This window comes from Streptomyces sp. NPDC057694 (genome assembly GCF_042799415.1).
Classification (GTDB): Bacteria; Actinomycetota; Actinomycetes; order Streptomycetales; family Streptomycetaceae; genus Streptomyces.
Genome location: NZ_JBHVIX010000002.1, coordinates 193,882 through 208,235, shown reverse-complemented (window position 1 = coordinate 208,235; position 14,354 = coordinate 193,882). Strand labels below are relative to the sequence as shown.

Sequence of the window (14,354 nt, the reverse complement as noted above, 5' to 3'; positions counted from 1 at the left end):
CCGGCCTGAGCCGGAGCACGGTGCCTGTCGTCTGGAAGTTCCCGCCGTCGACCTCAGGCGTCGGGGTCGGGCAGCAACACCTTGCCGTCCCGGAGCACTCGCATGAGATCGCGGGCGATGTCCTGCGGTTCGGCGCCGTCCGGGTCAGCGCGGAAACGATCGCTGGCTGTCTCGGCGATGAGTACGGCGATCCTCGCGGAGAGCTGCACGGCCATGTCGTCGGGTGCGGACCCGCTGCGTTCCGCGATCACTTCCGTGGTCGCGGTGCGGTGTTCGGCGAGGATGTCCCACAACCGGGCGCGGGCAGCAGGCGCCTCATCGATCACGTTCCGGGCCATCAGCACGCTCTCGCGGTCCTCGGCCGTCATGGTGAGGCGCGCCTGGATGGCCCGGCTGAGCACGGTCGGAACGTCCGCCTCGGCGGGCTGTTCACGCAGGGTGCTCAGGTAGGGCCCGTACTTCTCCTGGAACCCCTCGAGGATGATCATTTCCTTGCTGCCGAAGTACCGGTAGATGGTGACGGTACTCAGGTCGACGGCGGCGGCGATCGATTCGAGAGTGGTCTGCTCGTAGCCGTCGGCGACGAACCGGCGCATCGCCTCGTCGACGATCCGCCGCCGGGTCAGCTCGGCCTTCCGCTCTCGCAAACTCATGCGGCCATCCTATTCAAACCGGTTCCTGTCCCGGTTCAGCGGACGCCCTTGACCTTGAGGATGCAGAGCGCGGCGGCCAGGCCGGCCACCACGGTGCCCAGGAACGAGGTCTGGAACCCGCCGATCTTGGTGAGCACACCGGCGATCGAGGGCGCGACCACGAGCGGCAGACTGTTCGCCGCCTGGAGGATGGCCAGGTCCTGGGCGGCGCGCGAGCGGTCCGGCAGTACGTCGACCATCAGGGCGGCGTCGACGGCGAGATAGGCGCCGAAGGCGACTCCGCCCGGCCCGTAGAAGGCGATCAGTGCCCACGGCTGCGCGGTGAGGATCAGCGGGACTGCTCCGGCGGCGATGAGCAGGGGCGCGCCGATGACGAAGGGTTTGCGTCCGATGCGGTCCGAGAGCGGCCCGGTGACCACGGCCGCGCCGACCGACCCGATCGACATGACGAGGGTGCAGACGGCCAGCAGGTCGCCCGCCTCCTGTGTGCCGAGTCCGAGATAGCGGGTGGCGACGAAGAACGCGTACATCACGGTCATGAACAGGGCCAGGGCGAAGAGGAAGCGTCCCGTGAACACCCACCAGAACTGGGCGCCCTTGGGCAGTTCGAAGGAGCGCAGGAAGCCGCGGATTCCTCCGGGTGTCCGCGCCTGTCCGAGGCTCGACACACGCGGCAGGAGGACCACCATGACAAGAGCGGTCAGCAGGACCGTCACCGGCAGGACGGAGAGCCCGTGCTGCGGCCGTGTGACGTACGCGGCCGCATAAAAGCCGCCGATCACACCGCCGATCAGGTTCCCGGCGCCCAGCAGCGACGAGACGAGGCCGAGCCGCCGTGCCTCGACGACGTCGGGTACGACGGCGGTGGAGGCGGCGATGCTCGCGTTGAGCGACATCATGAACGCGATGTAGCCGATCACCACCAGGAATCCCGCGTTGCCGAACCCGGCGAGGGCGAGCCCGCCGGCACCGAGGAGGCCGCTGCCGGCGAGCCACGGTATGCGTCGCCCGAACCGCGAGCGGGTGCGGTCGGACAGCGCTCCGGCGAAGACGATCGCGAGGACGGAGGCGACCGCGCCGAAAGTGGTGAGTGTGGCGTAGAAGCCCAGCGGGTCGCCCGGTGCGATGTCCTTCGCGGCGGCCTGCAGCAGGGTCGAGACGGCGTGGTTGGCGAGGGAGAGGCCGAACGAGCCGATGAACAGGCCGGCGGCGACGGTGACGTTGCGTCTTGTCGAGGGCGCCGGTGCGGCGACGGGGACGGTGTCGGTCATGACTGGGCTCCTGATCCGGGGCCGCGGTAGGTGCGGGCGGTGAAGGTGGCTGGGGTCGTGCGACCGCACAGGCCTGTCACGGCGATGTGGGCGCTGTCTCCGTCGCGGAGATCGAGATAGTTGTCGGAAAACCGTGCCCCCGGGTCGTCGCACGTCACGCGTGCCTGGAAGCTGTAGCCGCGCGACGTCAGCTTCAGTACGCCGCTGTCGTGTCCCGTCGGCTCGAAAGCGCTCTCCAGCGTCGACCGGGGCCAGGCGATCTCCTTGATCCGCCCGAACAGCAGGCGGTTGGCGGGCACGACGCCGTCGGCGCTCGACACCCAGGCCACCCGGTCGGGCCCGCTGCCGATCTGGTCGGCCGGCGCGCTCCACACCTTGCGTGATGCCCCAGCCTCGACGTCGACATCGACGGAGTCGGCGACGATCACCGCTCCGTCGAGCCGCTGCACCTCGATGGTCAGTACGCTGCGCACCGGTCGCACACCGCTGCTGGTGACCCAGACATCGAGACGTCCCGAGTCGTCCCGTACGAAGGAGGCGAGGACGGGACGGAAGGCGCGGCGGACCGCGTAGTAGGCGGCCTTGGGCCGCAGCGCGTGGTCGATCAGTGACCAGCTCACCCCGGGCCAGGGATCGTTGAGCTGCCAGATCAGGGCGCCGGAGTTGCCGGGCTGGCGCCGCCGGTAGTGCTCGATGCCGAACTTCAGGCCCTCCGCCTGTACGGCCATCGTCGCGTCGACATACGTGTCGAGGTCCGTCGGCAGACCGGTCTCGGCGGCGAGCAGCAGTTCGGCCTTCTGGACCGGGTTGTCCTTGACGTGGGCGTCGAACGTGGGGGAGTGCAGCGTCAGCTCTTCGGGGCTGATCCACTGCGCGAGGGTGGCCCGCTCGGGGGCGGCGATGATGCCGAACTCGCTGATGAACTTGCCCGTGTCGAACCGGAAGCGGTCGAAATGCATGGCCTCGCCGCGGTCGGTGTACTCCAGCGGCGACGGCGCGCCGACGTCCAGGCCGTGCCAGACCTCCCAGGCGTGCCGGTCGCCGTCGAGCACGCCGTTGACCCCGGCGGGATCGTCCTGTCCCCAGGGGCTGCCCGGCCAGTACGGCACGTCGGGGCTGTGTGCGGACACCGCGGCGGGCAGTGTCTCGTGGAAGTGGCGGCTGCCCCACTCGCCCGACAGATCGCCGGTTCTCAGCTGCTGGATCGCCTGGACCTCGTTGTTTCCCGCCCACAGCGCGAGGCTGGGCCGGTTGCGCAGCCGCCGGATCTGGTGAGTTGCCTCGGCGGCGACCTCGGCGCTCAGTTCGCCGTCGGAGTCGGGGTAGGCGAGGCAGGCGAACATGAAGTCCTGCCAGACCAGCACGCCCATCTCGTCCGCCGCGTCGTAGAACGCGTCGTCGCCGTACACTCCTCCGCCCCAGATCCGCAGCATCGTCATGTTCCCGGCCGCGGCCAGGCGTACGAGTTCACGCTGCACGTGGTCCGGCACGCATCCGGGCTCCATCGATGACGGCACGACGCAGGCGCCCCGCGCGTACAGGGGCACGCCGTTGAGCACGAAGCGGAAGCGCCGCCCGCCGTCCGGATCCGGCGAGCGGTCCAGTTCGACGATGCGTACGCCGACGTGTTCGGACCGCCTCGTCAGCGCCGTGTCCGAGTCGCGGACCTCGACGGTGAGGAGGTAGCGGTCGGGGATGCCCAGGTCGTGGGTCCACCACGGCCGTACGTCGGTGACGCTGAATCGCGCGTTGGCCTGCGCGTCGCGCACCGGCTCCTCGGCCACCAACTCGCCGTCCCACAGCACGCGGACACGCAGAGGCGCGTCGGACAGGCGCTCGACATCGATGTCAACCGAGAGATCCGCGGTGCGGGCCGCCGTGTCGAGGGCCCGGGTGCGGAACAGCACGCCGGTGATCGCCGCTCCTCGGTCGTGCAGCAGTTCCACCGGCCGCCACAGCCCGATCGACGGCAGGCGGGGTGCGAAGTCCCAGCCCCACGAGTAGGTGGGCTTGCGCCGCTGCACCGATGTCGGTTCGAACCGGTCACCGGCCAGCAGCGCACTGGGCGGGGAGTCCTCGGGATCGAGCCCGGCCAGGGGCGGATCGAACCGCACGACAAGCCGGGCCCGGGTTCCCGCGAAGCGCGTCACGTCGTACTCGGCGGGCCGGAACATGTTCACGTGCCTGCCCAGCTCCACGTCGTCGAGCCAGACGGTGGCAACCGTGTCGACGCCGTGCAACACCAGACGCAGCCGGCCGCCCGCCGCGACGTCCGGCAGGTCGACATGGCCGCGATACCACCATGACCGCTCCTCGACCCAGCGGGCGTCCTCCTCGTTGCGGTCACGGTAGGGATCGGCGAGCCGGCCGGCCGCGACGAGCGCCGCGTGCACGCCGCCGGTCACGTTCGCGGGGATCCAACCGCCGTCGGGCAATTCACCGAACGGGGCACTGTCGGCCAACTCGAAACCGGTGAAGACGGTGGCAGGGACGGGCGCGCTCATGAGGACTCCTGAAGGGGTGCGGTTCGTGCACATCGGTGGGCGATCTGGGCCATGCGGACCGCGCGGGCATCGGCCCCGCCGGGGAGGGGGATGCGCTGGGGGACGTATCCGAACGCGAGGTCGTCGGCGGGGTCGTAGAAGGCGATCGCGCCGCCGGCGCCGTCGTGACCGACCGCCCGGGCACTGCCGTAGAGGAGGTTGTCGGCGCCGGGCAGTTGGAAGGCGAGGCCGTAGCGGAAGTACCGGCCGGTGGTGAGGTCGTCGCCGGCCACCTGCAGCTGGCTCACCTGCGCCAGCGCGTCCGGGCCGGCCACCTTGGGCAGCGCGGCGTACATCGCGGCGAGACCGCGGGCCGACGCCACCGCGGCGGCGGCGGGCGCCCCTGCACGTTGCAGGTCACGGTCGTTGGCACGCACCCACAGCGGAACCGGGAAGTCGTCGGCCGCGGACCAGCCGCGATCACGGCGCTCGGCGAGTAGTTCGGCCAGCGGCGCCAGCTCCTCGGGGTCAGGCGCGTCGACGGCCACCGTTCGCCCGTCGAGTGAGGCGTCGGTACCGAGGTGGACGTCGACGGCGTGCGGGCGCGCGATGTCCTCTGCGAACACCGCGGCCAGTGAGCGGCCGGTGCACCGGCGCACGATCTCGTCGGCGAGGGTGCCGATGGTGAGCCAGTGGTAGCCGAACCCGGCCCCGGGCCGCCAGAGCGGCCGCTGCGCAGCGAGCCGCGCGGCCAACGGCTCGTGGTGGAGGAAGTCCGCGTCACGCAAGCCGCCGTCGACCGTCACGAGCCCGGCCTGATGGCTGACCACCTGCCCCACCGTCACGGCAGCCTTGCCCGCCGCGGCGAACTCCGGCCAGTAGTCGGCGACAGGACGCTCAACGTCGAGGCGGCCACTGCGCAGGAGATGGGCAACCACCAGCCCGATCGCCCCCTTGCCGGCCGAGAACACCGGCAGGAGCGAGTCGGGCTCAAGCCCCGACCAGAGATCGACGACCGTGCGCCCGCGGTGGCGGATCGCGAGCTGCGCCTGGTAGCCGTCCTCCGCCGTGAACTCGGCGAAGGCCTCAACCACCTGGGCGAACTGCGGATCCCCTGTGCCGTGCCACATCATCGTGCGCTCCCATCCCCGGGGCGGTGCGGAGATGGTGGCACAAATGTAAGTCGCTAACAAAGGTAATGGACTAACAATTTTCTTTGGCGCAGCTACGCGCCCCGCCGCAACCCAACAGACGTGCACCCCACGCGTGAAGCACCGAACCCCCGCGACAGTCCGCAGAACTGAGGTCGGCGACTCCCGCCCGACCGCTGCTATCTGCACCCGGGGCCGGGACCTGATGGAGAACCGAGGCGCAACGACCGCACGCGCGTGCACACACGATGCAGGCCGCACCGCTGCCGGCGCCCGCCGTTGGCCCGCCGGGCCTTGCGGCCGGGGCGGTCGACATCGACCACGGTCACCTTGCTTGCCCGGAGGAACCGGGTGAGTTCGCCACCGTAGGCGCCGGTTCCCTCGACCCCGAGGGCGAGCACGTCTGCGTGCAGGGACATCCAATCCAGCAGGCGACAGCAGTCGTCGGGGGTGGTGGGGAACGCTGCGGTGGCCAGCCGTCGGCCGACACTGTCGATCACTGCGGTCTGGTGGAACTCGGTGTGCGTGTCCACACCGTCGATCGCTGCGATCTGATCTGCCATGCCGGTACTTGTTGTCCTTCCGTGCGGTACGCGAGGGATCGCACGGGCCGCTCGGGCGCCAGGACGAGACTGTGATGGGACCTTTGGCCGGGCTCCTGACATGTCCCATCGCACCCAGATGCTCGGTGTATGGGGCGACGGCGGACGGGAGAGGAGCTGGAAGTAGTGGGTTCAAGGGAAGAGGTCGGGTGCGAGGCCGACGACGCCTAGGCTCACCTCGTGAAGATCCCACGCCCGGCCGTGCCGGATCCCTTGGTCTGGGCCATCTCCTGGATCGTTGTCACCGTGATGTTCTGGTCGCTCGCCCAGGTGCTCGGCAGCCCGAAGAGTTGGTACGCGAGTGCACTCCTCGCAGGGATCGTCATCGTCGCCGGACAACTCGTCGACCGCTACAAGCAGAAGCGCTGACCAAGTCCGAGGCGTCCAGAGGTGCGGCAGAGCGATGTTCACGGTGGTCGCGGCGAGGACCACCATGAGTTGGCAGGCGGCGAAAGCCGAACTGTTGAGAGTGCCTTGGTGCGCCGACATCAGTGGCTGACACCAACAAGGGGGTACGGCACCGATCAACGCCGGACCAGGGCTCGGCGGTCGTTCTTCACGGTCGAGAGACCACCTCGATCTATCAGACATGGATGAGGCCGCAGGTCCAAGCTCCGTGGTCGGCCAGGGGAAACAACGTGAAGTAAGTGGTACGTGGCTCGGCTCGGCCGTTGGGAACCAATCAACCTACGCATCTGTCCCGCCGCGTGTCAGACTGCCGTTCATGACGCACAACCGAAAGGGCCATGCCGCGTAGGCGCCCCTCAAGTCTCCGGGCCGACGGCAGGCGCTTTGCCGCGCATATTCGCTACTCGAGGATCAGTCAGCTTTCGGGCTCGGCTCAGGCACAGATCATTCGGTTGGAACGAGCACGACTCCAACCCGGCTTGGTCAAGCAGGCCCTGTCTCGATGGACTGCCATCGCGCGAGCACCGAGCAACCAGCTGCCTTCACCATTCAGCGATCGGTGCGGAGTTGCCGACTGTTGCCCAGAGCCTGCGGATGAGCGGGATCTCCTGGAACTGGCAATCTGTGCCCTGCCAAAGAAGAGCCGTCGGGAGCTCCGCAGCATCGTGCACGCACTCGATCTCAAGATCCTGGAACGCCCCGACATCGGGTCGTACGGAAACCCACCGCATTGTTGGTGGCAGAGAGCCTTCTGACTGAGCCGTTCCCCTCAAGGGTCGGCTGCCGCACCACTCGATCCCGTGCCAGTCCGTGTCGGGTGGGGCACGGCGCGGGCTGCCCCCTCAGAGGAGACGCGGCCCATGGCGTCCAGGTTATTCGTCCGGTGGGCGCTCCACCGGGATGCCATGAACCATGCCCGGTCCACAGGTGTGTGAGCCGACGGCGGGCGGGAGCGTTCCCCATCCGTGCCCGATAGACCGGAGAATCACGGTCACGAACGGGATGCGTGAACGACGGAGGCCTCCGATCGATGTTCCTGGTCAGGGGCCTTCGACCTGCGTGGTGGGTGCGGGATTTGATCCCACGGTGACTCTCGCCCCCACGGGTTTCAAGCCCGCCGCCTACAGCGACAACTACTGGCTCTACGATCCTGCGATGAGCTACGACATCTACTTTCTGAGCCGAGGCGAGGGGCAGTCCTGGGACGACGTCCTGGAAGCCGCCGAGGGCGCGGTCGAAGACAGCGAACGAATCCCCGCGGAGCTCCTCGAAGCGTGGCGGCGAATAGTGCCGCAGGCTCGCGCGCTGCTCGGCGATGTGGACATCACGGAGTACGAGCAGCAGTCACGCGACCTCAGCCATTCCGACACCGGTATCGACTTCTCCGTATTCGGTGACGAGGTCAGCATCACGGTGCCCTATTGGCACAGCGATGACGCCGCTGAAAGAGTGCTCGCCAAGGTCTTCGCCCTATGTTTGCTCGTGGAGAAGGAGACCGGCCTGACGGCCTACGACCCCCAAGTCGAGATGCCGTTGGCAGAGACCTCTCCGCACCAGGCAATGAGCATCATGTCGAGCGTCACGACTGATCTGCGGAACCGATACGGAGGCTGAGGGCTCCGGCATCACCGCCATAGCAGTGAGTTTCTGACCGCGTGGCAGCCGCGGCGCACACCTGCGAACGACCGTGGACGTCAGCGAACCATCGGCGCAGGCGACAGGTCGGGCAGCTTCGATGCTAGGTGTCAGCATGGCCAGCTACGTGAGTGCTAGGAGGTAGCTTGCCGACAAGCTTGCGTTGTTGATCAAAGGAGTTCCCGCCCGTGACCCAGAGCTTTGCTGGACCGCCGTACGACCTGGATCACCTGATACCCGAGCTCGCAGCTCTCGGCCGGCGTACGACGCTGCTATTGCCGAAAAGTGGATCTCCCGGGGACAAGGAAAGCTCCCTGGGTGGCCCCATGCTCTGGCCCGCCGGTGAACCCTGGCCCACCTGCGGACAACCAGGCCACTGGGCTTGGCCCAACGAGAAGAATCCTGCCGGGACGGTCCCCATGGTCCCGGTGGTCCAGCTCTTCGCGCGCGACGTACCCGCGCTGTCGTTCCCAGAAGGCATGGACGTGCTCCAGCTGGTCTGGTGCCCGTTGATCCATCCCCAGGACCAAGCGCGCGCCGCCCTGCCGAAGCTGTACTGGCGTAACGAGGACGAGGTGTGCGCTGCCGGCATGCTCCAGGCGGTACCCGCCCCGCAGGAGGGCGAGTTCGAAGAGGAGTTCATGCCCAATCCGTGCACGGTGTCACCCATCTCGGTGGTGGAGTACCCGAACTGGGACCTGCCACAGGAGCTTCGGCAGACCTTGCAGCCGTGTATAGAGGAGCTGGAAGAGCGCTTCGGCATGGAGTACGCCCTGCTGGCGTGTGCGCTCCAAAACAAGGTCGGCGGATACCCGGCCTGGAACCAGCCACCGAACTGGCCGTCCTGCGAGCGTGGCCATCGTATGGAACACCTGCTCAGTGTCACCCCGGAGGAAGACCTGGACATGGTCATGGGAGACCTCGGTGGCATCTATGTTTTTCTCTGCCGCCAGTGTCCCGAACTTCCCTACGCCCACCGCTACGACTGCTGAACAGCCACCGACAGTTGGCGGGCCGGACCCGTGCCAGATCGCGCGGGGGATGAGGGGAAGCGTATCGTCGAGGTCGAGCTGCCGCGCGCACGGCACGGCCAGGCGCTCACACCGGGGCAGCATGCTGAGGTTTGGCTCGAAGACGGGGCCAGAGCTTGCCCCGTTGCTTGATTGAGGGTGCGCGCTTGCGGGAGGGCGCAGGCAGGGCCTGGCGGCAGAAACGTGTTTTAACCTTGCCACGTGTCGTCTCTCGCTGTCACTGCCACCTCGCGGTCGTTCGCGCCTGCCGATGTCGTTTACGCGGCGCTCCTCGACGCAGAGTCCTGGCCGTCGTGGACCTTCTACTACGAGGTCGACATGGAGTTGCCCGCAGGAGTCGGCCGGCCGGTCCGGACAGGTGATCGCCGAACTGTACGCGGACGCCTTGGAGGGGTTGTCTGCCGTGAGCGGATCGTCGAGCTGGTTCCCGATCAGCGGTTCGGCTACGAACAGGCTGCGGGGCTGCTCGGGTCTCACCAGGGGACGGTGGTTCTCACCGCAGCGTCCCCTGGCGGCACTGAAATCTCCTGGTCGGCAAACTACCGACACTCTGTGCCGCTTCTCGCCACGTTCAGAAGGCGGCGCCTGCAGAATCTGGTCCACGATCTCGCTTCCTACGCCAACTCAATGGTGAACCGGCACGACTAGAAGATCGGAACGTGCTCGTGGTCCTTCTTTCTGGAACCGTCTCCAGCGGATAAGGATGCGGCCCAACGAGACGGATGCGTGGGGAAGTTCGAGGCGCCCTGTGGGAGAGCACCGGCAGGATCCCGCGGCGTCGCAGTTCCCGGCGTACGGCCTTGGAGCCGTACGCCCTGTCGCCAAGGGCGGACTCGGGGTGCCGTTGCGGTCGGCCAGGCCGTCCGGCGACAGGCGGGGTGCTTTCGATCAGGTCGCACGAGCTGTCCGTCAGCGATTGCAAGGACAAAACGACGCCACACAAGGCTACTTGGCGCCCGGAAAAAGAGGGGTTCCGGCTTTCTCCGCGAACACGGCTGAGCACGTCCCTACTCTTCTGGCGAGATTGTGGCCCTAGCCTGACGCCCCTTGCGCAGACGGACGTAAGAATGCGGTCGCGGCGGACGAAGGAGGTCGGGTAAAACGGCCGACATGACGGTCTTTTACTGCGCGAAGTGCAGTGCTCAGCTCACTCGTGACCTTGAGGAACTCTCAGGAGTCCCCGACGCCCGCGTAGACGACAAAGACCGCGACCGTGCGACCCGGCTGGCGCCGTCGACCGTGCCCAGGAGCTTTTACGCCATCGACCCGGAGCCGTGGGGAGCCCCCTTCGTGCGACCGTGGGCACGCGAACCCAATACATCCGGGAGCCGCGGTCTGCTCATGCCGCCCGCACTGACCGGAGCAGTTTCCGCCGGCCCCAGGAATTCTGCGATCGTTCATCCAGAAGACGTGCCGAACCTGCATCTGACCAGAGCGCTGGGTATCCACGACGGTTGCTGCGGGCCGACGGGGACCGGGGGCCGAAACATGGCGTGTGACTGCGGAACGCTCGTAGCCACCCTTGCCGCGGACTGTCTCGGACCCCATGAACTGCACCTCGATCCGATCCGCGTTTATGCCCACACCACCCACCCAACGACCTGATATCAGCTCCCCGGGTGGGTGGGACAACACGCGAGCAGTCACAAATCCGGGGAGCGGTCACCACCCGTAGAGTTGGTCGCCAAGGTCAAGTCGGCGAGAGGCCTTCAGCATTCCGGCCCTCACGCTCAACTGTCCCGGCACGGGAGTCATCGGCCAACGAGAAAACGCGTAGCCGCATCCACCACCTGAGACGGCCCCTTAGCCGCGTAGAGCTGGTTTTGCTGATGTACCGGTTGAGCCGTCTATCCCTCTCAGTGTGTCGCCTCCAAGTTGAAGCCGCCAGAGGTGAGTTGGACACTCCTGCGCAACGACGGAGCTTCTGGTGACGGGTTCTCGGCGGAGATCACCCGTGTCCCGCCGGAGCTTCGCGCTCTTGTCTGCCGTTCTCGATCGGTTGTTGATCAATATCTGGCGACACTCAGTCGTCCGGCCGCCACAACCACCGGAGGGCATCGGGGAGCAGAACGCCGCCGTGGTTGGGGCTGTGACCACCGTCGCCCAGCACCAGCCGGAAGTCGTAGCCAGCTTCCGCGAGGACGGCCGCGACGCGCAGGTTGTTGGCGAGCCAGTTCCTCTCGGGCTCGTTCCAGTGCAGGTCACGATGGCCCGCTTGAAGGAAGATGCGCAGTGGCTTGGGGGGAACACGGGGAATGAGTTCGGGGTAGGGGTTGCCGTCCGGCATCTGCGTGAAGCTGGACAGGAACGCGGTGACCCGGCGGAACTTGTCGGGGCGCAGCCATGCTGCGGTGAACGCGCAGTTGCCGCCGCTGCTGCCGCCGCAGATGCCCCACTGATCGGGGTCGTCGGTGATCGAGTAGCGCTTGCTGACCTGGGGGATGATCTCGTTCAGGAGGAAATTGACGTACCGATCGTCGAAGGCGTCGTACTCGATGTTGCGGTTCTTCGGATCCTCGGCGTCTGGAAAGATGCCGGGGTCGACGAACACGCCGATGACGACCGGGATGTCACCCCGGTGCATGAGGTTGTCCAGGACTGTCGCGCCGCGGACCTCACCTACGGGATCCAGATACCACCATCCATCCTGGAACACGATGAGCGACGCTGGTTCGGCAGGGCTGTAACCCTCCGGCACATGGACCCAGAACTTCCGGGAGGTGCCCGGGTAGATCGTGCTGTCGTTCCAGGCGAACTCGATCGTCTTGCCAGCGGGCACGCCGGGTTGAACAGCAGAGTCGGGGCCGTGGGCGTAGCGGACGTCCGATTGGTGGATCGGCAGGGGGTGGTAGGGCACCTCGATCGTCACGTGGGTCAACCTAGGAGCGAACACGGGCTGCTTCAAAGAGGTTTTGTCGCGAGGCGCGCTTGCTGGCTTGCTGGCTTGCTCAGGAAGGGCGTCGTGCATGAGGTCGGCAAAACCCAAGGAGGTTGCCGCCCCGAAGGGCCGGCAGGACCGGCGCACTGTGGCCAACTGAATCGTTCAGTCACCGCCGAGTCACACCACCGCCACCTCCTGGCTTTGGTGGGCCGTGCGCGCTGCGGGCGATAGGTTGACGCGACGATCAACCTGCGGGTTCGTGGCGAGTCTGGGACTGTGGCGGCTGGGTCCCACGGCAGGAGGGCCCGGCGCAACCACACGACGACTGCCGCCGTTCAGATCAGCCCGCAGATTCAGCCGTGCTGCGCGGGACCGAGCCGGTGGATGACGTCGCGCATCTCCGCTTCGTCGGCCTCGTAGACCGTCTGGCCCATGCGCGGATCGCGGGCGTGAAGGGTATGGATCAGCGGCCCATGGGGTTCTCCCAGACGGACAAGTGACGCCGAAGGCCCGTGGACCGCACGCTCGGTGCCCGGCTGAGCGGTCAGGTCGATGCGGCTGACGACCCCTGGGGTCACCCAGACCGTCGCTTGCTCCAGCCGGGCCAGAATCTGCAGGTGGAAATGCCCGCACAAGATGAGTTGGACGTCCGTCCCGCGGATCGCCGCCGCCAACTCCGCAGGGTTCTCAAGGCCCAGAGCTTGCTGCACCTCAACATCCAGCGCGACGGGCGGATGGTGGAAAGCCAGGACGGTGCCCGACGGGGCTGGCTCGGCCAGCCGTTCTCGCAGCCAGTCGAGCTGATCGTGATCCAGGCGGCCGTAGCCCTTGCCCGGCACGAGTGTGTCCAGCGTGATCAAGCGCCATCCACCCACGGTAGTTACTGCCGCCCGCTCGCCAGCCGCTCCCTCGTACACGGCCTCGGGCTGCCCATGGCCACTGCCGAGCACATCGCGGAACGCGCGGCGATCGTCGTGGTTGCCCGTCGTGTAGACGATCTGTGCGCCTCGCCGACCGGCGTATTCGGACAGGAGCTCGTGCACCCGTGCGTATGCCTTCAGGGAGCCGTCATCAGCAACGTCACCGGTGACGAGGACGACTTCGAGGTCGTCCAGGTATCGGAGTTCCTCCAGCAGAAGACGCAGTGCCGCAGTGCCGTCGGCCCCATCGGCATCCGGGGCACCCGCCTCGTCGAGATGAAGGTCAGAGAGATGCAAGATACGCATCGTCTGAACGTAACCGCCGCCACCGAGTCGGGCCAGGCTCTCTCTCAACAGATGGACCTGGACCTTCAACTCCTCCTGCTGCCCGGACTGTCCAGGAGAACTGCAACCTCACGGCACGATCCCGACCATCACTTCATTGGATCCGCAAAGGATGCGCGTCCGCACGAGAAGCCTGTCGGTGTCCTGCGGCTCGGGCAGGTTTGCCAGCGCCTGCCGCAGCCGCGGCACGTCCACGTTCCTGTTGTTCAACACGTCGTAGGCGCCGAGCCCCGTACTCCTGCCTGGCACTGCGCGCGCCACCCCTGGGGCCACCTTCTCATTGGTCTCCCTGGGCATCCGTGAACCAGGAGCGGCCCTCTGCCCAGTGGGTCACCCACCCGGTGAAACCGGGCGTGCCGGGCATCAGGGAGGTGTCCGGCCGGGTACCGAAGGGCACCGCGCCGTTCTCGTCGATCAGCCAGACGTGGCCGCGCTGCGGGCCGGTAATGATCAGATGCCAGTACATGCCGCAGCCGTCAGTGCCCAACAGCAGCGAGCCGTGGTCGGTCACGCAGTCCGCTTGGGCCTCGAGTTCCTCCTCCGACAGTGACTGCGCGTCCTCGTCCTCCTCCCACAACCACGGTGCCGTGAGAGGAAAAGGTTCCGCGAGTAGGCGTTCGGGGCGGTGTGAGCCCCAGTCCGGGGGCGTTTGCGCGAACGGCAGCAGACCGTAGTGGGGCGGTCCCGCGGGCAGTCCGTCACAGATGTCCGCCACGAGTGTGCGGTACGGCTCCGGGAGCACGACGCCGTGCTCCGTTTCGAAGGAGCGCACCGCCTCCCAACCGGCCGGCGGGACCGCCTCGGCACGGGACGCGAAGATCTCGCGGAGGGCCGCTATCTCGGCCGGATCGCAGGTTTCGGTGTTCATGTCGGTCACCATGCAAGATCCGAAAGGGGAGCACCTCAAGTGTGGTCATGACGGCCCGTTCCATCGCACTGGGACGGCCGGGCAGTTGAACACGCCGCAACGAGAT

13 protein-coding genes and 1 tRNA gene are annotated in these 14,354 nt (G+C 67.3%); 4 read left to right on the top strand and 10 right to left on the bottom strand.

The genetic code is table 11. The features are described from left to right. Positions 1–53 precede the first annotated feature (53 nt). From ACFVDP_RS07765 to ACFVDP_RS07745, 5 genes are all read right to left on the bottom strand, one after another. Positions 54–653 carry a TetR/AcrR family transcriptional regulator gene (locus ACFVDP_RS07765; RefSeq protein ID WP_383484986.1) on the bottom strand — a complete coding sequence of 200 codons (600 nt, stop codon included), beginning with the start codon at positions 651–653 and terminating at the stop codon, positions 54–56. Between the two features lie 35 nt (positions 654–688). Beyond that, positions 689–1,924 carry an MFS transporter gene (locus tag ACFVDP_RS07760; protein WP_383484982.1) on the bottom strand — a complete coding sequence of 412 codons (1,236 nt, stop codon included), beginning with the start codon at positions 1,922–1,924 and terminating at the stop codon, positions 689–691. After that, positions 1,921–4,428, bottom strand: coding sequence for a glycoside hydrolase family 2 protein (locus tag ACFVDP_RS07755; RefSeq protein WP_383484979.1), 2,508 nt, complete (start codon positions 4,426–4,428; stop codon positions 1,921–1,923). Before ACFVDP_RS07755 ends, ACFVDP_RS07760 begins: the two co-directional genes overlap by 4 nt. Then, complete coding sequence (locus tag ACFVDP_RS07750; protein ID WP_383484976.1) at positions 4,425–5,540, bottom strand: serine hydrolase domain-containing protein; 1,116 nt, start codon at positions 5,538–5,540, stop codon at positions 4,425–4,427. Before ACFVDP_RS07750 ends, ACFVDP_RS07755 begins: the two co-directional genes overlap by 4 nt. Before the next feature lie 197 nt (positions 5,541–5,737). Further along, entirely contained in the window at positions 5,738–6,121 is a 384-nt protein-coding gene (locus ACFVDP_RS07745) for a transposase (RefSeq protein WP_383484973.1), read from the bottom strand. A 219-nt stretch (positions 6,122–6,340) separates the two neighbouring features. Between ACFVDP_RS07745 and ACFVDP_RS07740 the strand changes: the two genes are divergently transcribed. Beyond that, a complete protein-coding gene (locus tag ACFVDP_RS07740; protein ID WP_383484971.1) occupies positions 6,341–6,529 on the top strand; it encodes a hypothetical protein in 189 nt (62 codons plus the stop codon). 1,099 nt (positions 6,530–7,628) lie between these two features. On the opposite strand, the gene ACFVDP_RS07735 is transcribed toward ACFVDP_RS07740, so the two are convergent. Then, a tRNA-Ser gene (locus tag ACFVDP_RS07735) sits at positions 7,629–7,710 on the bottom strand. Between the two features lie 13 nt (positions 7,711–7,723). On the opposite strand from ACFVDP_RS07735, the gene ACFVDP_RS07730 reads away from it, so the two are divergent. From ACFVDP_RS07730 to ACFVDP_RS07720, 3 genes are all read left to right on the top strand, one after another. Beyond that, positions 7,724–8,182 (top strand): hypothetical protein, encoded by a 459-nt coding sequence (locus tag ACFVDP_RS07730; RefSeq protein WP_383484968.1) that lies wholly within the window; start codon positions 7,724–7,726, stop codon positions 8,180–8,182. A gap of 209 nt (positions 8,183–8,391) precedes the next feature. Next, positions 8,392–9,195 (top strand): DUF1963 domain-containing protein, encoded by an 804-nt coding sequence (locus ACFVDP_RS07725; RefSeq protein WP_383484965.1) that lies wholly within the window; start codon positions 8,392–8,394, stop codon positions 9,193–9,195. A 240-nt stretch (positions 9,196–9,435) separates the two neighbouring features. Beyond that, complete coding sequence (locus ACFVDP_RS07720) at positions 9,436–9,882, top strand: SRPBCC family protein (protein ID WP_383484962.1); 447 nt, start codon at positions 9,436–9,438, stop codon at positions 9,880–9,882. A 1,375-nt stretch (positions 9,883–11,257) separates the two neighbouring features. Here the strand turns inward: ACFVDP_RS07720 and ACFVDP_RS07715 are convergent. The 4 genes from ACFVDP_RS07715 to ACFVDP_RS07700 all read right to left on the bottom strand — a co-directional run bounded on the left by ACFVDP_RS07715 (position 11,258) and on the right by ACFVDP_RS07700 (position 14,260). Then, entirely contained in the window at positions 11,258–12,103 is an 846-nt protein-coding gene (locus ACFVDP_RS07715) for an alpha/beta hydrolase (RefSeq protein WP_383484959.1), read from the bottom strand. A gap of 365 nt (positions 12,104–12,468) precedes the next feature. Then, on the bottom strand, positions 12,469–13,341 hold the full coding sequence (locus ACFVDP_RS07710; protein ID WP_383484956.1) for a metallophosphoesterase family protein: 873 nt from the start codon (positions 13,339–13,341) through the stop codon (positions 12,469–12,471). Between the two features lie 108 nt (positions 13,342–13,449). Next, positions 13,450–13,641 carry a hypothetical protein gene (locus tag ACFVDP_RS07705; protein ID WP_383484953.1) on the bottom strand — a complete coding sequence of 64 codons (192 nt, stop codon included), beginning with the start codon at positions 13,639–13,641 and terminating at the stop codon, positions 13,450–13,452. Between the two features lie 16 nt (positions 13,642–13,657). After that, positions 13,658–14,260, bottom strand: a complete 603-nt coding sequence (locus ACFVDP_RS07700; protein ID WP_383484950.1) for an SMI1/KNR4 family protein — start codon at positions 14,258–14,260, stop codon at positions 13,658–13,660. Positions 14,261–14,354: the final 94 nt, after the last annotated feature.